Genomic DNA, 23,520 nt, shown 5'->3' with positions numbered 1-23,520 from the left:
GTTGCTGAAATTTGTGACATGTCTCAATGAATGGGTGGGGGAGGATTCAGGTGGCCTATTTTACGTGCATAAAAAAGGCCGGTATCAGTACCGGCCTGTGTCATCTAATACAGTTTATTAGGCTAATTTTTCGCGCCTGAGTGCCAAATAGTCTAATACTCCGCCCAGCAGCATCCCTACTACGCTGAGCTGAATACCGCGCAGTAACAACATATCAGCCACGTGCGGCGCGGCGGTCCAATCCAGTGCGTTACTTATCAGTAAAATTAGCCATGCAGCTAACAATATACAGCCAACGGTCAACAAGCGTAGTGCCCAGCGATAAGCGGTTTTAAAGGCGGTTCGAGGCATAAATTCATCAGTCTTCTGGGTGTGTTCCAGTGTTTGGCGACAGATATAGAGCAGTATTAGCCCTGGAATGGCTGCTGCGATTGAGAATAAATAGAAGAGAGGCCAGCCATGAGTCTCAACAAACCAGCCCGCAATAGGGCCAACATAAACACGCCCAACGGCTGATAGCGCTGATAGCAGAGCAAATTGTGTCGCAGAGAATGACTTATTGCATAGTGTCATCAGTAATGCGACAAACGCCGCAGTTCCCATACCACCGCACAGATTTTCCAGGAAGATGGCACTGCCCATGGAGAAGATATTCTTGTCAGTGATGGATAACAGCCAATAACCCACATTCGAGATAGCTTGTAAAATACCGAATATCATCAACGCACGGAACAAGCTGAGGCGCTGCATTAACAGACCGCCATACAATGCGCCAATAATGGTGGCAATCAGTCCTAATGTTTTATTCACTAACCCCACTTCACCGGCATCGAACCCAACACCACGGATCAGGAAGGTGGTACTCAAACTTGCGGCAAAGGCATCGCCCATTTTATACAGCACAATTAACAGCAGAATCAGCCAGGCATTGTTGCGGCCAAAGAAATCACGCAATGGGGCGACGATCGCCTGTTCCAACGTTTTTGGTGGCGCGATACGGATATCAGGTTCGGGGGCCAATAAGGTGGCAAATACCCCAATGAGCATTAACCCAGCCATCAGCCAATAAGTGGATTGCCAACCAAGATAGCGATCAGCTATCCACAGTGCCAGCCCACCTGAAACCAGCATTGCCAACCGATAACCTAATACTGAAACTGCCGCACCAGTGCCACGCTCTTCTGCGGTAAGTAAGTCGGTTTTGTAGGCATCAAAAACAATATCTTGCGATGCAGAACAGAAGGCCACTAACACGGCGATTGCCGCCAGCCACCATAAATGCTTAGCCGGCTCCATAAAGCCCATGACAACAATAGCGGCAATTAATAATAGTTGGCTTATCACCAACCAACCGCGCCGACGGCCAAGAAATGAGGGCGTATAGCGGTCCATCAAGGGGGACCAGAGGAACTTGAAAACGTAGGCCTGACCAACCAGAGAGAAGATACCAATGGTTCTCAGATCGACGTTTTCAACCGTCATCCATGCTTGCAGCGTACCACCGGTAAGGGCTAAGGGAAGCCCAGAAGCAAATCCCAACAATAAAAGAATCAGAGAATTACGTTGGGTAAAAAGGTTTGAATAACGATTGGGCATGTGAGACCTACATGCTCTGCCCCAAGGTTGGAGCAGAGCATTCTGTTAAGCAGTAATAATGATGTTAAGCGAACAACTGATTAGCGGGCATTTTGTTTAATAAAGCCGCTGACGCTGGTATCTTGCGCCATATCTGCAATAACGTCGCTCAACACAGTATTAACGGCATTAGTGATTTTTTCGTTAGTCGCAGTAAATGCGCCTTGAACGTTGTAGCTGGCGCGGTAGTTTTTAACCTGTTTATTCCCATTTTTTGCGGTCGCAGTAATGGAGATATCCGCTTTAGTGGTGATATTGTAGCGCAGGTTACCTTCTTGTACGTCTGCAAACAGTTGGTTTACTACAATTTGCAAATCAACTGGAGCATCGGTGCCAATCATATAGCCGCGAGCTGTCATCTGTTTTTCCAGCACTTCCTGCAACAGGAAACGCAGGTCACGGGATGGGGTTAATACCACCAGTTGACCATCACGATTTACTCTAGCCAGTGCCGCATCTTGCCGCTGATCTGCGCCATTGATACTGATAGTAATCCCCATCAGTGTTGGATCTTGTGGTGGCAATACCACCTTCGGTGTGACATTCAGAGTGTTGTTACTGGCAGCACAACCCGCCAGTATAAAAACAGCCAACAGCGGGAAAAGAATTTTCTTTAGCATGTTCACTTTCTCAATAGTTATGGAATTCTTTAATAATCAGAGCGGGATAGCTGCCATGTTATTTTGCGAATTTGCAGTCGCGCCATCATAGCACTGAGATTGGCTGGTGGAAGATCCCGATGCAGAGAAATTCAGCAAAAAAAGTGATTTTCCCCCCAGTGACCTTTCATTTTGCTTAAAGACCTTACAAGTAACCTTTTCCTCTGACTATCAGATTCGCCTTATACCCGAAAGGCGCAGAAGGGAGATATTCGGGATATTTTGTATCTGAAATGTTATAAAACAGCGGAAATCAACTAATATTGCAGTAGGTAGTGGGTTTGCAATAGATAGGTATTGGGTTTGGAATAGATAGGTAGTGGGCAGCTTTCTGCCTCAGCGGTAAGGAGAGCATGATGATTTTGATTCGGGAACAAATTGAAGAAAAACTAAAAGTGGCATTTGAACCGGATCATTTGGAGGTGATTAATGAAAGTTATCGCCACAATGTTCCAGCCGGTTCTGAAAGTCATTTTAAAATTGTGATCGTCAGCAATAAATTTCAAGATCAGCGCTTTCTGAGTCGCCACCGCGCGATTTATAGTGTGTTGGCTGATGAGCTGGCGGGCAGTGTTCATGCGCTTGCCTTGCACACTTATACGCTGAAAGAGTGGGCAGGTTTGCAAGACACCGTACCGAACTCACCACCTTGTCGCGGCGCAGGCACATTGGCTTAAGTGACAGAATTAATCCAAAACAGGCCGGATAACAGTAGTAATTCCGGCCTGATTTAGGGTATTAGTAAGTGAGAATTTAGCAAACGGCCCTTAGGCCGTTTGTGTTTCTGTGTAGGCGACACCTCTATTTACTTAGTGCGCCACAGGAGTTTTAGCCGAGGGAACGATTCACGCGTGAATTTTACCGCGACAACATTCGCTTGCTTTCCTCGACTCATAACCTGTGCGCCGCTATAATGTCGCGTCTTATTTTTCCGGAATGGTTTCGGGACGCTTCTGACATCTGGGATACTCGGTTCTGTATAATGCGGCCGTCCCGGTTCTTAGAGGGTGTTTTCAGAGTTGGCATCATTCCTGAAAGGGTAATGGTGCTGCTTTGTTTGCAGCTTCTGGAGTTGACCGAGCACTGTGATTTTTTTGAGGTAACAAGATGCAAGTTTCTGTTGAAACCACTCAAGGCCTTGGCCGCCGTGTAACAATTACTGTTGCTGCTGACAGCATTGAGAAAGCAGTAAAAAGCGAATTAGTGAAAGCCGCTAAAAGTGTTCGTATCGACGGTTTCCGTAAAGGCCATGTGCCGATGAACATCGTTGAACAGCGTTACGGCGCATCTGTTCGCCAGGATGTTCTGGGTGACCTGATGCAACGTAATTTCGTTGATGCGATCATTAAGGAAAAAATCAACCCAGCCGGCGCACCAAACTATGTACCGGGTGAATACAAGCAGGGTGAAGATTTTACTTATTCCGTTGAGTTCGAAGTGTACCCAGAAGTTGAGCTGAAAGATCTGGAAAGCATTGAAGTAGAAAAGCCAGTTGTTGAAGTAAACGACGCTGACGTTGATACCATGCTGGAAACTCTGCGTAAGCAACAAGCAACCTGGAAAGACACTGATGCGGCAGCGACTGCTGAAGATCGCGCAACTCTGGATTTCACCGGCTCTATCGACGGTGAAGAGTTTGAAGGTGGTAAAGCGTCTGATTTCGTGCTGGCAATGGGCCAGGGTCGTATGATCCCAGGTTTCGAAGAAGGTGTTATCGGCCATAAAGCCGGTGAAGAATTCACCATCGACGTAAACTTCCCAGAAGATTACCATGCAGAAAACCTGAAAGGTAAATCAGCTAAATTCGACATCGTGTTGAAGAAAGTTGAAGTGCGTGAGCTGCCAGAACTGACCGAAGAATTCATCAAGCGTTTCGGCGTTGCTGATGGTTCTGTCGCGGGTCTGCGTGCTGAAGTGCGCAAAAACATGGAGCGTGAGCTGAAAGGCGCAGTACGTAACCGTGTTAAAACTCAGGCAATTGACGGTCTGGTTAGCGCGAACGCAATTGACGTTCCAGCGGCACTGGTTGAAGGTGAAATCGACGTTCTGCGCCGTCAGGCTGCACAGCGTTTCGGTGGTAACGAGAAACAAGCTGCTGAACTGCCACGTGAATTGTTCGAAGAACAAGCTAAGCGTCGCGTCGTTGTTGGTTTGTTGCTGGGTGAAGTTATCAGCCAGCACGAGCTGAAAGCGGACGAAGATCGTGTTAAAGCACTGATCGAAGAAATGGCATCTGCTTACGAAGATCCACAAGAAGTTGTTGAGTTCTACAGCAAAAACAAAGAGCTGATGAACAATATGCGTAACGTTGCTCTGGAAGAACAAGCAGTAGAAACGCTGCTGGCTAAAGCCAAAGTAACTGAAAAACCAACTACCTTCAGTGAACTGATGAATCAGACCACTGCTGCGTAATGTTTTTCGCACATCAAACGGGATGTCATCTTTCGCTGAAAGTGGGTGTTGCAGGGAGTAGCAAGTGAAGGGCAAATCGGTCGTGAACCGATTTGAACAGCATGTATGCTGACTCAACGGGTGGGCCTCAAGCATGGGGTCATTAATCCTGATGAGTTGACTCAGGTCAGTGATTCGGGTGAGAGCCTGTAGCTGGCCCCTGCAACGTCGAATACGAAGGGTATATCCGGTTTTTTGACTGATTAAGCCCGTAGCCTTTGGTTACGGGCTTTTCTTTTATAACAATAATCGTTCAATAGTATGATTAATCTGGCATGTTTCACTGTAATCTGCGCTATATTTGAAAAGTGAAATGCAATACTTAACAGATAAACAATCAATAGAGCGTCAGGATTACGGCAAAGATAATGAGCGGGTATGTCCGGTTAAAAAAAAGTACCTTGGGGCTTGAAAAAGACGACTAATCCCCCAATTAACCTAACAGACGTTCATATAAGATGTTGATGAAACACTGGCTGATTACCACCGTCGAATGTGTCTGGATAACCAGGCGGTTTGCACGCGACCTTGATGCATGAACATAGTCATCATTACTTATCTCAAGTAGAATCGGTTATGAATGGCGCCAAAGTAAATTCTATTAGGAGACGGTAATGTCATACAGTGGCGAACGAGATCAATTTGCACCTAACATGGCTCTGGTGCCAATGGTGGTTGAGCAGACTTCACGTGGGGAACGTTCTTACGATATCTTCTCCCGTCTGTTAAAAGAGCGCATTATTTTCCTGACCGGCCAGGTTGAAGACCATATGGCCAACCTGATTACGGCACAGATGCTATTTCTGGAAGCAGAAAATCCAGAAAAAGATATCTTTTTGTATATCAACTCTCCAGGTGGGGTGATCACTGCTGGGATGTCAATTTATGACACCATGCAATTCATTAAGCCTGATGTCAGCACTATCTGTATGGGCCAGGCATGCTCAATGGGTGCGTTCCTGTTGACTGCGGGTGCTAAGGGTAAACGTTTCTGCTTACCGAATTCGCGGGTAATGATTCACCAACCGTTGGGCGGTTTCCAGGGGCAGGCGACAGATATTGAAATTCATGCCAGAGAGATTTTAAAAGTAAAATCGCGCATGAATGAACTGATGGCTCTTCACACGGGAAAACCTCTTGAAGAAATAGAGAGAGACACTGAACGTGACCGTTTCTTGTCAGCCGAAGAGGCTGTAGGATACGGATTAGTTGATTCCGTGTTCACCCGTCGTGACTAGCGACTTATTTCTGTGAGCCGATATACTATAGTGTATGTAAATAGAACAAATCGTGTAATCGAACAGTTGCATTGCACATTGTTCACTAACTACCCGATATATCGGCTGTCCGCTGAAGATTAGCGTGGCGTCCAGCAATAGCGAGAATAGTCTCCCTGCCACCATAGTTTCGGGTGTGGCAGATACTGAAGAAGAGGTTTACTGATGACAGATAAGCGCAAAGACGGTTCTGGAAAGCTGCTGTATTGCTCTTTCTGCGGCAAAAGCCAGCATGAAGTGCGTAAGCTAATTGCCGGGCCGTCAGTGTATATCTGCGATGAATGTGTCGATTTGTGTAACGACATTATTCGCGAAGAGATCAAAGAAGTCGCCCCCCATAGGGAGCGCAGTTCGCTGCCTACGCCGCATGAAATCCGCCATCACCTGGATGATTATGTCATCGGGCAGGAACCGGCGAAAAAAGTGTTGGCCGTTGCGGTATACAATCACTACAAGCGTTTGCGCAATGGTGATACCAGTAATGGTATCGAACTGGGCAAAAGTAATATTCTGCTGATTGGCCCAACCGGTAGTGGTAAAACACTGTTGGCTGAGACATTGGCTCGCTTCCTGGATGTGCCATTTACCATGGCAGATGCTACCACGCTGACTGAAGCCGGTTATGTGGGTGAAGATGTTGAAAACATCATTCAGAAGCTTTTGCAGAAATGCGATTACGACGTGCAGAAAGCACAACGCGGTATCGTCTATATTGATGAAATTGATAAAATTTCACGTAAGTCTGATAACCCGTCGATCACGCGTGACGTCTCAGGTGAAGGTGTGCAGCAAGCCCTGCTGAAATTGATTGAAGGGACGATTGCTGCCGTGCCACCACAAGGTGGTCGTAAGCATCCGCAGCAGGAGTTTTTGCAGGTTGATACCTCTAAAATTCTGTTTATCTGCGGTGGTGCTTTTGCTGGCCTGGACAAAGTTATCGGGCAGCGCATTAACACCGGAACGGGTATCGGTTTCGGTGCCACGGTAAAAGGCAAGTCAGAAAAAGCAACCGAAGGTGAGTTGTTGAGCCAGGCTGAGCCAGAAGATTTAATTAAATTCGGTTTGATCCCTGAATTTATCGGTCGTTTACCTGTGGTTGCAACGCTGAGTGAATTGAGTGAAGACGCACTGATTCAGATCCTGAAAGAACCGAAAAACGCGCTGACTAAACAATATCAGGCGTTGTTCAATCTTGAAGGTGTGGAGCTTGAGTTCCGTGATGAAGCGTTGACTGCAATTGCCAAAAAAGCGATGGCACGTAAAACAGGTGCTCGTGGCCTGCGTTCTATCGTAGAGGGCGCATTGCTGGATACCATGTACGATTTACCGTCAATGGACAGTGTGGAAAAAGTGGTGGTAGATGAGTCAGTTATTGCTGGCCAATCTGCACCAATGCTGATTTATGGCCAACCGGAAGCCCAAGCTTCTGGCGAATAATTAGCCAAATAATCCAGATGGTTAGTATGACAATGGGGGATTTTATCCCCCATTTCTTTTTCCTCGCATTGTAATCGTTGAATGTAAGACATTCGTCCCCATATACTCAATAACCTATTTAGTGAAACTCGTGATGACTCGTGTTTCACGAGATTCCCAGTAATCTGGCGGAAGCTAAACTAAGAGAGAGCTCTATGAACCCTGAGCGTTCCGAACGCATAGAAATCCCCGTATTGCCTCTACGCGATGTGGTGGTTTATCCGCATATGGTGATCCCACTGTTTGTTGGCCGGGAAAAGTCGATTCGGTGCCTGGAAGCTGCAATGGACCATGATAAAAAAATCATGCTGGTTGCGCAGAAAGAAGCCTCGACTGATGAGCCTGGTATCAACGATTTGTTTTCAGTAGGCACTGTAGCCTCGATTTTACAAATGCTGAAGTTGCCTGATGGCACAGTTAAAGTGCTGGTTGAAGGGCTACAGCGTGCGCGTATCACCACGCTTTCCGACAGCGGTGAGCATTTTGCTGCTCAGGCAGAATATCTTGAATCGCCAGTGATGGACGATCGTGAACAAGAAGTCTTGGTTCGCACGGCGATTAATCAGTTTGAAGGCTATATCAAACTGAATAAAAAGATCCCACCAGAAGTGCTGGCTTCACTGCACAGCATTGATGATGCAGCGCGTCTTGCGGATACTATCGCGGCACATATGCCGTTGAAATTAAATGATAAACAGGCTGTTCTGGAAATGTTCGATGTGACCGAACGTCTGGAATATCTGATGGCAATGATGGAGTCAGAAATCGATCTGTTACAGGTCGAAAAACGGATTCGCAATCGCGTCAAAAAACAGATGGAAAAGAGCCAGCGCGAGTACTATCTGAATGAGCAAATGAAGGCCATTCAGAAAGAACTGGGCGAGATGGACGATACGCCTGATGAACACGAAGCGCTGAAGCGTAAAATCGAAGCGGCCAAAATGCCGAAAGATGCACGCGAAAAAACCGAAGCCGAGCTGCAAAAACTGAAAATGATGTCACCGATGTCTGCGGAAGCAACCGTAGTACGTGGTTATATTGATTGGATGTTGCAGGTGCCTTGGAACAGCCGCAGTAAAGTTAAAAAAGACTTAGTAAAAGCGCAGGAAGTTCTGGATACCGATCACTACGGTTTGGAACGAGTTAAAGATCGTATTTTAGAATACCTCGCAGTACAGAGCCGCGTTAGCAAGATTAAAGGGCCAATCCTGTGCCTGGTTGGGCCTCCTGGGGTGGGTAAAACCTCTCTGGGCCAATCTATTGCTCGTGCTACTGGCCGCCAGTATGTCCGTATGGCGCTGGGTGGGGTACGTGATGAAGCGGAAATCCGTGGTCATCGCCGCACCTATATCGGTTCTATGCCGGGTAAATTGATCCAGAAGATGGCGAAAGTTGGGGTGAAGAACCCACTCTTCTTGTTGGATGAGATTGATAAGATGGCGTCCGATATGCGCGGTGATCCTGCGTCTGCACTGCTGGAGGTTTTGGACCCAGAACAAAACGTTGCATTCAACGATCACTATCTGGAAGTGGATTATGATCTGTCGGATGTCATGTTCGTTGCCACCTCTAACTCCATGAATATTCCAGCACCGTTGCTGGATCGTATGGAAGTTATTCGCCTGTCCGGTTATACCGAAGATGAGAAACTCAATATTGCCAAGCAGCATCTGTTGCCGAAACAGTTTGAGCGCAACGCCATTAAGAAAGGCGAACTGACCATCGATGACAGTGCCATTATGAGCATTATCCGTTATTACACCCGTGAAGCTGGGGTGCGTAGTCTGGAGCGTGAAATCTCCAAACTGTGCCGTAAAGCAGTAAAAAATCTGCTTATGGATAAAACGGTTAAGCACATTGAAATCAACGGTGACAACCTTAAAGACTTCTTGGGTGTGCAGAAGGTCGATTATGGCCGAGCTGATACTGAGAATCGCGTGGGTCAAGTGACCGGGCTGGCGTGGACTGAAGTGGGTGGCGATTTACTGACCATTGAGACGGCATGCGTTCCGGGCAAAGGCAAGCTGACTTACACCGGCTCGCTGGGTGAAGTGATGCAAGAATCAATTCAGGCAGCGTTGACTGTGGTGCGTGCGCGCGCAGATAAATTAGGTATTAATCCTGATTTCTACGAAAAACGCGATATCCATGTACATGTGCCTGAAGGTGCAACGCCAAAAGATGGTCCGAGTGCAGGTATTGCTATGTGTACCGCGCTGGTTTCTTGTCTGACCGGTAACCCGGTGCGCGCAGATGTGGCGATGACCGGCGAAATCACCTTGCGTGGTTTAGTATTGCCAATCGGTGGTTTGAAAGAGAAATTGCTGGCAGCTCACCGTGGTGGGATCAAAATTGTGCTGATTCCAGAAGATAACAAACGTGATTTGGAAGAGATTCCAGACAATGTTATCGCTGATCTGGAGATTCATCCGGTTAAACTAATTGATGATGTTTTAGCCATCGCGTTGCAAAATCCAGCCTTCGGGGCACAGCCGGTAGCGTCAAAATAGTGACGGATCGCAAGAAGTATTGATAAAACTGATGCTGGTAAGTGAAATGCTACTTGCCAGCTATTTTTTGTGCCGCTAAGTTAGTTCGGCTGTCTGACAAAAGTTTCTGCCTTTGGGCTGCTTGCCAAGGTTGGACAGGATTGATATAACAGCTGCGCTGTCGTGTTGTCCGTAGGGATTTTCGGCGCGACGATAGAATTCTAAAGGGGATGAAAGAGTGAATAAGTCACAACTGATCGACAAAATTGCCGCAGGTGCAGATATTTCCAAAGCGGCCGCTGGGCGCGCGTTAGATGCAATTATTGCTTCTGTTACTGAATCTTTGAAAGAAGGGGATGACGTAGCTCTGGTTGGTTTTGGTACTTTTGCAGTACGTGAGCGTTCTGCACGTACTGGCCGTAACCCTCAGACAGGCAAAGAAATCAGTATTCCTGCGGCTAAAGTACCAGGCTTCCGTGCCGGTAAAGGCCTGAAAGACGCAGTAAACTGATTACCGCGTCAATTCTCATTGCGCTAAACCCAAAGAGATTGAAGTAGCAGTCAGGTTGTAAGCGAACGAATACCGATGAGTTTACTCAGGTAAGTGATTCGGGTTAGTGAGAGCAGCGAACACCTCTGCAACTTCAAGTACCAAGGGGATATATTGTTTGTGTTAAACAATAACCTGACGCAGTTGAGCTGGTAAGGTAAGATACAAGGCGCATCGTTAATGATGCGCTTTTTTTTCGCTTAGGTAGTTGAACTGACTGAGCGCTGAACGGGTGTAAAATGTTAGTCTGATGAGAGAATATCAGCGGCCCGTTTAGAGCAAAAATAGGCAGTAACCAATATTGGTTAGTAGCAAACAGAGTAAGCAGTTTAACGCGCAGCAGCACGAAGGGCTGTCGCAAGGAATGCTGGGTTTATTTAGACCTGCGCAACAGTTTTAATCCATATTACAGCGGAGTATTGTCACATTATGATGGACAATTTACGCGCGGCTGCTAATAACGTCGTGCTCAAAATCATTCTGGCCTTGATCATGTTGTCCTTTATCCTGACCGGGGTTGGCAGCTATCTGATTGGCGGTTCCAACGACTTTGCAGCCAAAGTTAATGGCCAAGAAATTAGTCGTGCTCAGTTAGAACAGGCTGTACAGAGTGAGCGTGGCCGCTTGCAGCAGCAATTAGGTGAACAATTCTCAGCACTGGCCGCAAATGAAGGCTATATGCTGCAATTACGTCAGCAGGTGTTGGGGCAGTTGGTCAACAACATGTTACTTGACCAGTACGCCAAAAAACTGGGCCTGACTGCCAGTGACGAACAAGTTAAAGATGCCATCCGTCAGGCACCTTATTTCCAGACTGATAATAAGTTTGATAACAACAAATATCTCGAACTGGTTAACCGGATGGGCTACACCCCTGACCAATTCGCGCAATTACAGCGTCAGCAGCTCATTAATCAACAATTGCTGCAAGCATTCGGTGATACAGGCTTTGTTCTGCCTGTCGAAGCACAGGCGATGTCAGAGCTGATTTTGCAGCAGCGTGAAGTTCGCCTGGCGACCATTGACCTCAAAGCCCTTCAGGCACAGCAAAAAGTAACTGATGAAGAGCTGAAAGCGTACTACGACCAGAATAAAAATAGCTTCATTGCACCGGAACAGATGAAAGTCAGTTTCATCGTGATGGATGCTGCCGCGATGCAGGACAAAATCACGCTCACCGAGGAAGATATTGCTGCGTACTATGAACTGCATAAAAGCAGCTATACCCAACCGGAACAACGTAACTACAGTGTGATTCAGTTCAAGACTGAAGCTGAAGCCAAAACAGCGTTGGATGAGTTGAAAAAAGGTGCCGATTTTGCCGCGATGGCAAAAGAGAAATCTACCGATATCATTTCCCGCAAAAATGGTGGTGAACTGGGTTGGTTGGAACCAGACACCACGGCTGATGAACTGAAACAAGCAAATCTGAACGAAAAAGGCCAACTGTCTGATGTGGTTAAATCCTCGGTAGGTTATTTGATTGTTCGCTTAAATGACATCAAACCTGCCCAGGTTAAACCTTTGTCTGAAGTGCATGATGCGCTGGCAAAACAAGTTAAGCAGGAAAAAGCCGTTGACGCTTATTACGCGTTACAGCAAAAGGTCAGTGAAGCGGCTACCAGTGATAACGAATCCCTGGCCTCCGCAGAAGAAGCCGCAGGCGCTAAAGCTAAGCAAACCGGTTGGTTTACTCGTGATGCCGTACCTGCCGAGGTTAACTTCAAACCAGTTGTACAGGCAATCTTTGATGGTGGCCTGGTCGGTGAGAATGGCGCACCGGGTAGCAATTCAGATGTAATCACAGTTGATGGTGACCGTGCCTTCGTTATCCGTATCGATGCTCATAAACCAGAAGGTATTCAGCCATTTGACCAAGTACGTGATCAGGTTGCTGAATTGGTGAAACGTCAGAAAGCAGAACAATTGGCACGTGTTGATGGTGAAAAGCTGCTGACTGCCCTGAAGCAGGGCAAAGGCGAAGACGCAATGAAGGCTGCTGGTATCACTTTTGGTGAGAAGAAAGCGGTGTCGCGTGCACCAGATGACGATCAATTAGTCCAGACTATCTTTGCCTTGGCTCACCCGCAAAAAGAACAGCCAGTTTATGGCTTATCTCAGGATCGCCAGGACAACATCGTACTGATCGAACTGTTATCAGTCACACCGGGTAAATTGCCGGAAGGCGAAATGAAGGTCTTTACCGCTAAAATGCTGGAAGGAGCTAGCGGTGTGACTTTTGATGCATTGATGGCGAACCTGCACAAACAGGCGACCATTAAGATGGGGCCGGCGGAGCAACAGCAGCCGCAATAACGCCCCATAATCGCAATTAGCCTCGCATACATCTGCAACTCGATGTAACAACGAAAGGTCGCTTTGGCGGCCTTTCGCATATCTGAAATCTGCCCTTTGCGATGAATCGGAGGTTGCGGCAAGGTAGCCATGCTGTCAAACACAAGGAGGATACAGCATGAAATTCATAGGAAAATTATTTGTTATAACAGCATTATTCGCAGGTCTGTCTATCCAGCAGATAGCCTTTGCGGCTCCAGGAAGCCCCACCAGTAACACTCAGGATAAAACCCTCAACTCCCGAAGTCATACCCCGATAAATAGTCAGGTAAAAGCAGGCTCTCCGCCAGCCAAAGTGGCAGAGAAGAATCAAGGGCAGGTGAGTACGGCGGCGGCAACCGCTGCTGGCACCCCAACAGGCAGCGCAAGCCAGATTAATATAAATAGTGCTACTGCTGAGCAGTTGGCGCAGTTCCTGAGCGGAATTGGCAGGAAGAAGGCAGAGGCCATCGTTAGTTATCGCGAGCAGTTCGGCCCTTTCACTGATACTGAACAGTTACTCGAAGTCCCAGGTATTGGCCCTTCATTCTTAGAGAGGAACAATACCAAGCTTAAAATGTAACTTTAGTTTGTGATGGATAAGCACTGTGGTCAGGCAGATATCTGTGGGTATTTGTCTGGCTATTTTTACCACAAACAATAACCATCTTTTCATAATGTAAGCCCCTACAGTAGTAGGAAACTGTGATTTCGCTCTAGATTACATAGCAAGCATACGATGAAGTAATTTTCCTCTGCTAATCTTGCTGTGAGGTCGTACCAGTTGTGTTGGTACCCTCTTGCCAACACCATTCGACTGCCGAAGGTACATAACTTTTATTCACTGTCTGGAGAAGCTCGCTGTCATGCATACTCATATTAAAGTCCGGGGTTTCCATATTGATGTTTTCCAACATGTTAATAATGCCCGCTACTTAGAGTTTCTCGAAGAAGCGCGTTGGGAATGGCTTGATGGGGAGCCAGCAGCACAATGGATGGCTGAAAACCAAATTGCTTTTATCGTAGTTAATATCAATATTAATTACCGTCGGCCTGCGGTATTGGGTGATTTGCTACGAATTGATAGCCAGTTATTAAAGCTAAACGGCAAAAGTGGTGTGATGAAACAGACTGTCAAGCTAGAGCCCGAATCCATTCTGGTGGCGGATGCGGAACTGACGTTTGCCTGTATAGATCTGCGTAGTCAGAGGGCATTGCCCATTGAGGGTGAACTGCGCGAAAAACTGGAAGAGTTTGTCAATCGAGGTATTACAGAATAGCCGGAACAGTTGCTGAGGAGGTATACCTCGTCAGTATTTTTGGTAAAACATCCAGTGGTAACGATATACCTCGCTCTGATGAGCGAGGCCGTTATAAGAACAGGGCAATGAATCGATTATGGTAGCTATCGGAGTGAACAATAATCAAATTAGCCCGGTTTTTTGTTTCAAGCTTAATAACACTTTTGGTTTATTAGCAAGATAGAGCGCCAACCCTTTGGCTCGTAAATGGCAGGCAGCACATTGGCCGCAACCATCGCCTTGAATCCCATTGTAGCAAGTTAGGGTGTCATGGCGAACACGCTCCAATTGCTGATAATAATCAGCCAGTGCCCAGGTTTCTGCTTTATCCAGCCACATTAAAGGGGTAACGAAAGCGATATCTCGGCCAATACCTAAGTCGATTGCATGATTAAGTGCCTTTACGAACTCATCGCGGCAATCAGGGTAGCCGGAGAAGTCGGTTTCACAAACACCGGTGATAACCGTCTGAGCTTGCACCTGATAAGCATAAATTGCGGCTAAGGTCAGGAATAGAATATTACGGCCGGGGACAAACGTACTGGGAACCGTATCGGCATCTTCTTCATCAAAAGAAGGAATAGGGATACTGTCTCTGGTCAGGCTGCTCACCGCTAACTCATTGAGCATGCCAACATCCAGCACTTTGTGCGCTTTAGCACCAAGCTGCGAGGCAAGGGCGCGAGCAACATCTATTTCTGCGCGGTGGCGCTGTCCGTAATCGAATGTAATGCAGTGGACTTCATCATATTGTTGTAATGCTTGAATTAAACAGGTAGTGGAGTCTTGCCCACCACTAAAGACAACGACGGCGCGTTTCATGCTGTGACCTCGTACGGCAGTGGGCGTTGAAAGATCCAGCCCACAGCAAAATTAAGAACTGGCAGTATGTTACTCAGTTCACGGACGAAAGGGTAGTAACCTGCGTTTGGTTGTCAATTGGTCGCCGGTGGTAGCCATGCCTGATTGAAGTCAAACCAGCCATATGCGGTTAGGGTAACACCTTTAATCCGTGGCGGGGCATTGACCTGATATTGATAATTGAATAACGGGAGAATCAGCCCTGTCAGCATCAGATCATTGTAATATTCCCGTAATTGGCGGAAACGTTCAGCAGCAAGTTCAGTTTGCTGAATTTGGATCAGTGTTTTTTGTTGCTGTTCCAATTGTTCTGGGGAAAGAATTCCTCGCCACAGCGGATCAAGTTGGAGCCAGCTTTCCATCGCAGCTTCAGGTGATTCTCCGACTAAATGGTCTGCTAATAATAAGTCTGCCTCTTCAATTTGGTGAGTATCTTTCCACTGCTTATTGCGACTGGCGCGGATTTCTAATGTGCAACCATGGGTTGCCAATACTGTTTTTAGTTGTTCGGCAACGCTCTCAAGCTCCATCGGCGGTTGATAGGTCAGTATCAGATGGGCAGGCAATGGTGGATTTTCATCGGATGTAAACTGGGGGATAGGCCAGCCAGGCAGCATTTCATGACTGGGGGTTATCACACCACGGCGAATTGACAGCTCTTCTAATATCCCGGAGGTTTGCACTAGCATCAGCAATTTGGCTATTTGCTGGGGAGTAAGATTATTGAGATGTCGATTAATAGCCAGATAGCAAAAACCGAGGCTCATACTGCGCTGAACGGGGCGGGCTAAAGGAAACTCATCCTCCTGTCCAATCGTGATACGTACCGGATGTTGGCAGCTCCCGTCGGCGGACTGCACGACAAGGCTTGGGGTTATCCAGTATTCGATGATTTCCAGATAAGGATGCTGCAAATGATAAAATTCGTGCTGCACCAGCCGAACCAGATGTGGGTTGAACGTCGCTAACTTAAATGGGCCTGCCCCCAGAAGCGGGGCGTCGGGGTGAAACAACTTGCAGGGTAAATCTGCCAGCCGATGTGCCAGCCAGTAATCAGGATGCAGCAGCGTAAATTGCAGGCATAAAGCATGGGGCAGGGTAATTGTGGTGATATTAGCAAAACTTGGTTGGTTGCGCGGATTTGCCCGCAGCAGTGCCAGCGTTTGCAACAACTGTTCGCTGCGAATATGTCCCCCGTTATGCCAACGTAATTGGCTGCGCAAGAAGAATTGCCAGGTTAAACCATCATCGCTGACTTGCCAGTGATGAGCCAGATCCGGTTTTGGTAGTGGGTCCCCAGTGTTAAATCGGGTCAGGCCTGCGTGTAAAGTATAAATCAGATGCTGCTCTGCCCGGCCACTAACAGTCATCGGGTTTAACGGCTCAAGCTCCCGGTAATAAGGGATTCGCAGTATTGGGCTATCGGCCTGCCATTGCCCACCCATGTGAGGGTTTAGTAAGGCTTGAAGGCGTTCAGGTTCCAGTTGGGCGAGTGCGAGAGCGGCCTGATGGTCACCTTGCTCAAGGAATAATTGCAGGTAGGTTGCGCGCAGTGCATCAGGTTTTTTCAGGCATTGCAGTTGTGCTCGTTTTCCTCGGCCAACTTGTGAATGCCAACTGAGCCAGTCATTCGCTTGTAGCTGTTGAATCAGAGTGCGGGCATGTCGCTCACTGCAAAATAGTAGGCCTGCCAGTTCACTGACGGTGGTAGCCGCCGGTTGATCGCCGAACTTTTGGTACAAGCGCTGATATTGGGTTAGTCGGTGAATAATGCGCATAATTAAGATGTTATCCCATTAAGGCTATTTTAACTCTTGGACGAGCTCATCAAGTGCCTGTATTTTTAACGGACTTAGGGGGCTGCACGGTTCATTCTCATGTGGCGATGAGTTACAACGTGATCCGGCACTCTCAGTGCTGTGCACGCTCAAACTTATAATATCCATTACGCCTATTCGGGCTGTTTATAAATACGGAATAGTTTAATTTAATTGTTCACTATTAGTTCCGTAAATAGTACGTCATAATTTTATTCATACCACCAGTTTTACTCTCTCCGAGGTTTTAAATGTACCGTTTAGCCGCTTTTGATATGGATGGAACCTTACTGATGCGCGACCATAAAATTGGTGGCGCTACATTGAATGTGTTACATCAGTTAGTGGAAAACGGGATGATCCTAACCTTTGCTACTGGTCGACATTATATTGATATGAAAGGGATTTTATCCCATTCAGGGATTAATGGTTATTTGATTACCGGCAATGGTACCCGTGTGTGTGATGTTGAGGGTGAAGCATTATACGGTATGGATTTGCCGGCAGAACTGGTGGAGTTTGTGTTACGAACCCCATGGCAGACTCGCGCCAGTATCCATATTTTCCGTGATGATGGCTGGTTTACTGATTGTAATGACCCTGCGCTGCTGACTGCGCATAAAACCAGTGGCTTCCAGTTTCAACTCACGGCACTGAGTGCATTGCCTCTAACCGGCAACCATAAAATTTGTTTTATTGCCTCACATCAGGAGTTAATCGAGCTTAAAACCCAGCTTGAGCAGCAAATGGGCGGCGAAGCCGATTTTTGTTTTTCAGCGGTTGATTGCCTTGAAGTGTTACCCCGTGGATGTAACAAAGGGGCGGCTTTAGAACGATTAAGCCATCGTCTCAATTTAACGCTGGCCGATTGCATGGCATTTGGTGATGCAATGAATGATAAAGAGATGCTATCGCGGGTTGGGCTTGGGTTAGTGATGGGAAATGCATTACCGCAATTGAAGCAAGAGTTACCCCAGTTACAGGTTATCGGGCGCTGTGAACAACAAGGCGTCGCTCACTATTTGCAACATTGGCTAAGTTCACCACACCTCACCTATTCCCCCGAATTCTGAGGTTTATCCCCTTGGTACTTGGAGTTGTAGCAGTGTTGACGGTGTTCCCTCACCTGAATCACTGATTGGCATCAGCTCAGTGCGATCACTCGCTTGCTGCCTAACTGCACCCTCTGATGACTTGAGGATAGCTATTAGCCAACCGGATAACCATCCGGTTTTTTTCTTCCAAAATTCGGTTTTCCTGTGTCATTCATGATGGGAAAACCGAATTTTATCAGATAATTACAGGTTATTTAGTTCATTACTAAATGGCGCTAAGTCACCAATATTATTGCTGACCCATTCGGTATTGTAATAGGTATCAAGATAGCGTTCGCCGCTGTCGCAGAGCAACGTCACAATCGCACCTGTTTTACCTTGCTCACGCATCTGTTTGGCTAATTGTAATGCGCCCCAGACGTTAGTGCCGGTTGATGCCCCAACTTTGCGCCCCAAAATACCCTCTAACCAATGAATCGTTGCAACACTGGCAGCATCGGGTACGCGCAACATACTGTCGATCACTTCTGGAATAAACGAAGGTTCAGCCCGTGGGCGGCCTATCCCTTCAATGCGACTGCCACAACTGCCGGTAACGGTACGGTCGCGGTTACAGAAGCAGTCATAAAATACCGAGTTCTCTGGGTCGACTACCATCAGTTGGGTATCATGCCCTTGGTAGCGGATATAGCGGCCTAAGGTCGCCGATGTGCCACCAGTACCAGCACTCATGACGATATAGTCAGGTACCGGGAAAGGCTCACGCGCCATTTGGCGGAAGATGCTATCAGCAATGTTGTTATTGCCGCGCCAGTCGGTTGCGCGCTCAGCATAAGTGAACTGATCCATATAGTGGCCATTCAGCTCACGAGCCAGTTGTTCCGATGCTGCATAAATTTGCCCTGCGCTTTCAACAAAATGGCAGCGGCCACCGTAGAATGTGATCTGTTCGACTTTCCGTCGGGCGGTGCAACTTGGCATAACTGCAATAAAGGGCAGGCCAATCAGGCGGGCAAAGTAGGCTTCGGACACTGCCGTGCTTCCTGAGGATGCCTCGATTATCGTTGTTCCTTCTGTAATCCAGCCATTACATAAGCCATAAAGAAACAGTGAACGGGCTAAACGGTGCTTTAGGCTACCGGTTGGATGGGTACTCTCATCTTTTAAATAGAGATAAATGCCGGGGAAAGCCGGCAGGTTGAGGCGGATCAGGTGAGTATCAGCGGAGCGTTGGAAGTCAGCTTCTATTTCACTGATAGCATTTTTTACCCAAGTGTTGGTCATTTCATGGCCTGCGATGTAGGTAGTAAACTAATGATGACTAGATTAACGGTTATTAAAGAAAAAAACGTTGCCATTTTTCCTTCTTTATCGCCAAATGGTAGAAATTTATTCTATGGTTTATCGATATGTTAGATAAAACTGACCGTAAACTCCTCTGTATGTTGCAAGAAGACTGTACTCAATCACTGCAAGTACTGGCGGAAGCCGTCAATCTTACCTCCACACCTTGCTGGAAACGTTTAAAACGCCTTGAGGATGAAGGGTTTATTCGTGGCCGAGTGGCATTGCTGGATAGCGAAAAGTTAGGTTTGGGGCTTACGGCATTTGTACTGATTAAAACTCAGCAGCATAATAGTGACTGGTATCAGAAATTCGTTGAATTTACTAAGCAAATGCCTGAGGTATTGGCGTTCTATCGGATGGCGGGAGAATATGACTATCTGATGCAGGTTGAAGTTGCCGATATGAAAAGTTACGACAATTTTTACAAACGCATGGTTAATGGCGTTCCGGGGCTGATTGATGTGACATCGAGCTTTGCGATGGAAAAAATTAAATATACAACCATGTTACCTGTTCCTGAGTGAATACTTGGATTAAAAACCACTTTACTGGGGAATTCTACCCCCTTATCGCGTGTAGCGAGAAATACCGATGTAATTCGGTGTCAGACCAGGAATAAAACTGAGTGAGATTGTTTGTACAACTAGGCTGGTATTTCCGCCGTGAATGGCGCCGCTACGTAGGAGCGGTGTTGCTGCTGATTATTATCGCTATCCTACAATTGTTGCCGCCTAAGCTGGTAGGGGTAATTGTGGATGGCATCAGCACAAAACAGATGTCTACCAATATGTTACTGCTATGGATTGGTGTGATGCTGGTAACCGCTATTGTGGTTTACCTGCTGCGTTATGTCTGGCGTGTTTTATTATTTGGTGCCTCTTATCAATTGGCTGTGGAATTGCGGTCAAACTTTTATCGTCAACTCAGCCGCCAGGCCCCTGGTTTCTATTTACGTCACCGTACCGGCGATTTAATGGCCCGTGCGACGAATGATGTCGATCGCGTGGTCTTTGCCGCCGGTGAGGGGGTGCTGACGCTGGTGGATTCGCTGGTGATGGGTTGTGCTGTACTGATTGTGATGAGCACCCAAATTAGCTGGCAATTAACATTGTTGTCATTGTTACCTATGCCCGTCATGGCGGTGGTGATCAAATATTACGGTGACCAACTGCATCAACGTTTCAAATCGGCCCAAGGGGCATTTTCTACGCTGAATAATCAGGCACAAGAAAGCCTGACCAGTATTCGCATGATTAAAGCTTTTGGCCTGGAAGATCATCAATCACGCCAGTTTGCTCAAGTAGCAGCAGAAGCCGGTGCCAAGAATATGTATGTCGCACGTATCGACGCCCGGTTTGATCCCACTATCTATATTGCTATCGGGATTGCGAATTTATTGGCGATTGGTGGCGGCAGTTGGATGGTGGTTAATCACAGCATTACCTTGGGCCAACTTACCAGTTTTGTTATGTATCTGGGGTTGATGATTTGGCCAATGCTGGCTTTGGCATGGATGTTCAATATCGTTGAACGTGGCAGTGCTGCCTACAGCCGTATTCGCAGTTTGCTGGAAGAAGCACCCGTTGTTAAAGATGGTGATATTGAGTTAACCGATGGGCGCGGCACGCTCGCGGTGAATATTCGCCATTTCTATTATCCGGGTAGCGAACAGCCTGCGTTACATGATGTAGCACTGAAATTAGCGCCAGGGCAGATGCTGGGGCTATGCGGGCCTACCGGGTCTGGTAAAAGCACCTTGTTGGCATTAATTCAGCGGCAATTTGATATTGATGATGGTGAGATTTGTTATCAAGGGCATGCGCTGGCTGATATTAGGTTGCATGACTGGCGTGGCCGTTTATCCGTAGTCAGCCAAACGCCCTTCCTCTTTTCTGCTTCGGTTACGGGTAATATTGCACTGGGTAAACCCGATGCCACGCAGGCACAAATTGAACGGGCTGCTCGTTTAGCTAGCGTGCATGAAGATATTTTACGTCTTCCTCAAGGGTATGACACTGAGGTGGGGGAGCGCGGCGTTATGCTATCTGGTGGGCAGAAACAGCGGATTTCCATCGCCCGCGCACTGTTGCTGGATACTGAAATCCTGATTCTTGATGATGCATTGTCCGCAGTGGATGGTCAGACTGAATATGAAATTCTAAAAAATCTGCGTGAATGGGGTGAGCATCGTACTGTGATTATCAGTGCGCACCGTCTTTCTGCGTTGACCGAAGCCAGCGAAATTTTAGTGATGCAACATGGCGGCATAATGCAGCGCGGAACACATAACGTATTAGTCAGTCAATCTGGTTGGTATCGGGAGATGTACCGTTATCAACAACTTGAAGCCGCATTGGATGATGGTGAGTCGGAGGCCAAAACCGATGAGTAAAGTTCAGCAACTTTGGCCGACACTTAAGCGCTTGCTCTCCTATGGCTCTCCTTATCGTAAGCCGTTGGGACTGGCGGTATTGATGTTATGGATTGCCGCCGCCGCTGAGGTCAGTGGCCCACTCTTGATAAGCTATTTTATTGACCATGTGGTCGCAAAAGGTACCTTACCTCTTGGCTTGGTCAGTGGGTTGGCATTGGCTTACCTGCTGTTGCAATTGTTGGCAGCCGCATTGCACTATTTTCAGGCATTGCTTTTTAACCGAGCTGCCGTAGGTGTGGTGCAGCGCCTACGTATTGAAGTGATGGATGCCGCTTTGCGTCAACCTCTCAGTGCGTTTGATACCCAACCGGTCGGGCAATTGATTTCTCGCGTCACAAATGATACCGAAGTCATTAAAGATTTGTATGTAATGGTGGTATCAACCGTGTTGAAAAGCGCTGCATTAATTGGTGCGATGTTGGTGGCGATGTTCAGTCTGGATTGGCGTATGGCGCTGATCTCTATTTGCATCTTCCCAGCAGTACTGGTGGTTATGGCTATTTATCAACGTTACAGCACCCCCGTGGTTCGGCGAGTCCGGGCTTATTTGGCTGATATTAACGACGGTTTTAATGAAGTTATCAGCGGTATGGGCGTCATTCAGCAGTTTCGCCAGCAAGCACGTTTTGGCGAGCGTATGGAGTCTGCCAGCCGTGCGCACTATATGGCGCGTATGCAAACTTTGCGCTTAGAAGGGTTTTTGTTGCGCCCACTGCTGAGCCTATTTTCTGCTTTGGTGCTGTGCGGCTTGTTACTGTTGTTCGGTTTCAGTCCAGAGGGTTCAGTGGGGGTGGGTGTACTGTATGCGTTCATTAATTATCTGGGGCGCTTGAATGAACCCTTGATTGAGCTTACATCACAGCAGTCAATCATGCAGCAAGCGGTGGTGGCCGGAGAACGTATTTTTGATCTGATGGACCGCGCCCAGCAAGGATATGGTACCGATGATCGCCCTCTGACCAGTGGCCGTATCCAGGTGGATAATGTCAGCTTTGCTTATCGTAGCGATAAAATGGTGCTGCAAAATATCTCCCTTGATGTGCCTTCGCATGGGTTTGTTGCTCTGGTCGGCCATACCGGCAGCGGAAAGAGCACGCTGGCTAACCTGCTGATGGGCTACTACCCGGTGCAACATGGTGAGATTCTGTTGGATGGTCGTCCTCTGTCAGCATTATCCCATCAGACCTTGCGCCAAGGGGTGGCCATGGTGCAACAGGACCCAGTAGTTTTGGCTGATTCCTTTTTTGCCAATGTGACTTTAGGCCGCGATATCTCTGAACAGCAAGTGTGGGAAGCGCTGGAAACGGTGCAACTGGCCCCCTTAGTCCATGCGCTACCCGATGGATTGCACAGCCTGCTTGGTGAGCAGGGGAATACCTTATCAGTTGGGCAAAAACAGTTGCTAGCGATGGCGCGAGTGTTGGTACAGGCACCGCAAATCCTGATTTTAGATGAAGCGACTGCCAATATTGACTCTGGTACTGAGCAAGCCATTCAGCGGGCATTGCAGTTAATCCGAAAAAATACCACGCTGGTGGTGATTGCTCACCGCCTTTCAACCATTGTTGATGCAGATACCATATTGGTGTTGCACCGTGGTGTGGCAGTGGAGCAGGGTAAGCATCAAGAGTTGCTGGCCGCCCATGGGCGTTATTATCAAATGTATCAGTTGCAATTAGTTAGCGAAGATTTAGCCGCCATTGATCAGGTGGAAACGGCGGTGAGTTAATTAATAAACTGTGGGGCTACACGGCCCCGCATTATTTTCAGTGTTTCCCTAAGCCAAATCGCCAATGAATGGCCCTGTTAATGCCCATTCCGCTGCCATACTGCA

The 23,520-nt window shown here is 47.5% G+C and carries 18 protein-coding genes; 13 read left to right on the top strand and 5 right to left on the bottom strand.

All coding sequences use genetic code 11. The features are described from left to right. Positions 1 to 117: 117 nt before the first annotated feature. Complete coding sequence (gene ampG, locus A6J67_RS20755; RefSeq protein WP_005182189.1) at positions 118 to 1,596, bottom strand: muropeptide MFS transporter AmpG; 1,479 nt, start codon at positions 1,594 to 1,596, stop codon at positions 118 to 120. A gap of 80 nt (positions 1,597 to 1,676) precedes the next feature. Beyond that, positions 1,677 to 2,255 carry a lipoprotein gene (locus tag A6J67_RS20750; protein WP_032905597.1) on the bottom strand — a complete coding sequence of 193 codons (579 nt, stop codon included), beginning with the start codon at positions 2,253 to 2,255 and terminating at the stop codon, positions 1,677 to 1,679. A gap of 395 nt (positions 2,256 to 2,650) precedes the next feature. On the opposite strand from A6J67_RS20750, the gene bolA reads away from it, so the two are divergent. From bolA to A6J67_RS20700, 9 genes are all read left to right on the top strand, one after another. Next, entirely contained in the window at positions 2,651 to 2,971 is a 321-nt protein-coding gene (gene bolA, locus A6J67_RS20745; RefSeq protein WP_072088782.1) for a transcriptional regulator BolA, read from the top strand. Positions 2,972 to 3,401: 430 nt separating this feature from the next. After that, on the top strand, positions 3,402 to 4,706 hold the full coding sequence (gene tig / locus A6J67_RS20735; RefSeq protein ID WP_005182198.1) for a trigger factor: 1,305 nt from the start codon (positions 3,402 to 3,404) through the stop codon (positions 4,704 to 4,706). Between the two features lie 653 nt (positions 4,707 to 5,359). Continuing rightward, entirely contained in the window at positions 5,360 to 5,983 is a 624-nt protein-coding gene (gene clpP, locus A6J67_RS20730; RefSeq protein ID WP_032905598.1) for an ATP-dependent Clp endopeptidase proteolytic subunit ClpP, read from the top strand. A 204-nt stretch (positions 5,984 to 6,187) separates the two neighbouring features. Then, positions 6,188 to 7,459, top strand: coding sequence for an ATP-dependent protease ATP-binding subunit ClpX (gene clpX, locus A6J67_RS20725; protein ID WP_004703362.1), 1,272 nt, complete (start codon positions 6,188 to 6,190; stop codon positions 7,457 to 7,459). Between the two features lie 194 nt (positions 7,460 to 7,653). After that, positions 7,654 to 10,008, top strand: a complete 2,355-nt coding sequence (gene lon, locus A6J67_RS20720; RefSeq protein ID WP_005182204.1) for an endopeptidase La — start codon at positions 7,654 to 7,656, stop codon at positions 10,006 to 10,008. A 217-nt stretch (positions 10,009 to 10,225) separates the two neighbouring features. Then, positions 10,226 to 10,498, top strand: a complete 273-nt coding sequence (hupB, locus tag A6J67_RS20715; RefSeq protein ID WP_004392663.1) for a nucleoid-associated protein HU-beta — start codon at positions 10,226 to 10,228, stop codon at positions 10,496 to 10,498. 468 nt (positions 10,499 to 10,966) lie between these two features. Continuing rightward, positions 10,967 to 12,853, top strand: coding sequence for a peptidylprolyl isomerase (ppiD, locus tag A6J67_RS20710; RefSeq protein WP_042569280.1), 1,887 nt, complete (start codon positions 10,967 to 10,969; stop codon positions 12,851 to 12,853). Positions 12,854 to 13,010: 157 nt separating this feature from the next. Then, positions 13,011 to 13,454 (top strand): ComEA family DNA-binding protein, encoded by a 444-nt coding sequence (locus tag A6J67_RS20705; RefSeq protein ID WP_005182211.1) that lies wholly within the window; start codon positions 13,011 to 13,013, stop codon positions 13,452 to 13,454. Between the two features lie 283 nt (positions 13,455 to 13,737). Beyond that, positions 13,738 to 14,151, top strand: a complete 414-nt coding sequence (locus A6J67_RS20700; protein ID WP_005182215.1) for an acyl-CoA thioesterase — start codon at positions 13,738 to 13,740, stop codon at positions 14,149 to 14,151. 144 nt (positions 14,152 to 14,295) lie between these two features. On the opposite strand, the gene queC is transcribed toward A6J67_RS20700, so the two are convergent. Both queC and A6J67_RS20690 read right to left on the bottom strand, forming a co-directional pair. Next, positions 14,296 to 14,994, bottom strand: coding sequence for a 7-cyano-7-deazaguanine synthase QueC (gene queC, locus A6J67_RS20695; RefSeq protein WP_050297418.1), 699 nt, complete (start codon positions 14,992 to 14,994; stop codon positions 14,296 to 14,298). A 113-nt stretch (positions 14,995 to 15,107) separates the two neighbouring features. Further along, positions 15,108 to 16,811, bottom strand: coding sequence for an SgrR family transcriptional regulator (locus A6J67_RS20690; protein WP_080608414.1), 1,704 nt, complete (start codon positions 16,809 to 16,811; stop codon positions 15,108 to 15,110). Between the two features lie 290 nt (positions 16,812 to 17,101). On the opposite strand from A6J67_RS20690, the gene cof reads away from it, so the two are divergent. Further along, entirely contained in the window at positions 17,102 to 17,923 is an 822-nt protein-coding gene (cof, locus tag A6J67_RS20685) for an HMP-PP phosphatase (protein WP_080608413.1), read from the top strand. Between the two features lie 225 nt (positions 17,924 to 18,148). Here the strand turns inward: cof and A6J67_RS20680 are convergent, their stop codons facing one another. Then, entirely contained in the window at positions 18,149 to 19,189 is a 1,041-nt protein-coding gene (locus tag A6J67_RS20680; RefSeq protein ID WP_005182236.1) for a PLP-dependent cysteine synthase family protein, read from the bottom strand. 125 nt (positions 19,190 to 19,314) lie between these two features. Here A6J67_RS20680 and A6J67_RS20675 point away from each other — a divergent pair, with 125 nt between their 5' ends. The 3 genes from A6J67_RS20675 (at position 19,315) to A6J67_RS20665 (ending at position 23,415) form a co-directional block, all read left to right on the top strand. Continuing rightward, positions 19,315 to 19,776: an Lrp/AsnC family transcriptional regulator gene (locus A6J67_RS20675; RefSeq protein WP_005182239.1), complete on the top strand. Its 462-nt coding sequence runs from the start codon at positions 19,315 to 19,317 to the stop codon at positions 19,774 to 19,776. A 101-nt stretch (positions 19,777 to 19,877) separates the two neighbouring features. Further along, a complete protein-coding gene (locus A6J67_RS20670) occupies positions 19,878 to 21,644 on the top strand; it encodes a SmdA family multidrug ABC transporter permease/ATP-binding protein (RefSeq protein ID WP_032905600.1) in 1,767 nt (588 codons plus the stop codon). Then, on the top strand, positions 21,637 to 23,415 hold the full coding sequence (locus tag A6J67_RS20665) for a SmdB family multidrug efflux ABC transporter permease/ATP-binding protein (protein WP_032905601.1): 1,779 nt from the start codon (positions 21,637 to 21,639) through the stop codon (positions 23,413 to 23,415). Before A6J67_RS20670 ends, A6J67_RS20665 begins: the two co-directional genes overlap by 8 nt. Positions 23,416 to 23,520 lie beyond the last annotated feature (105 nt).

Origin of the sequence: Yersinia sp. FDAARGOS_228, assembly GCF_002073315.2 — a bacterium.
GTDB classification, from domain to species: domain Bacteria; phylum Pseudomonadota; class Gammaproteobacteria; order Enterobacterales; family Enterobacteriaceae; genus Yersinia; species Yersinia intermedia.
Note: the sequence above shows the minus strand (reverse complement) of the source record. Positions and strands in the feature narration are given on the sequence as shown.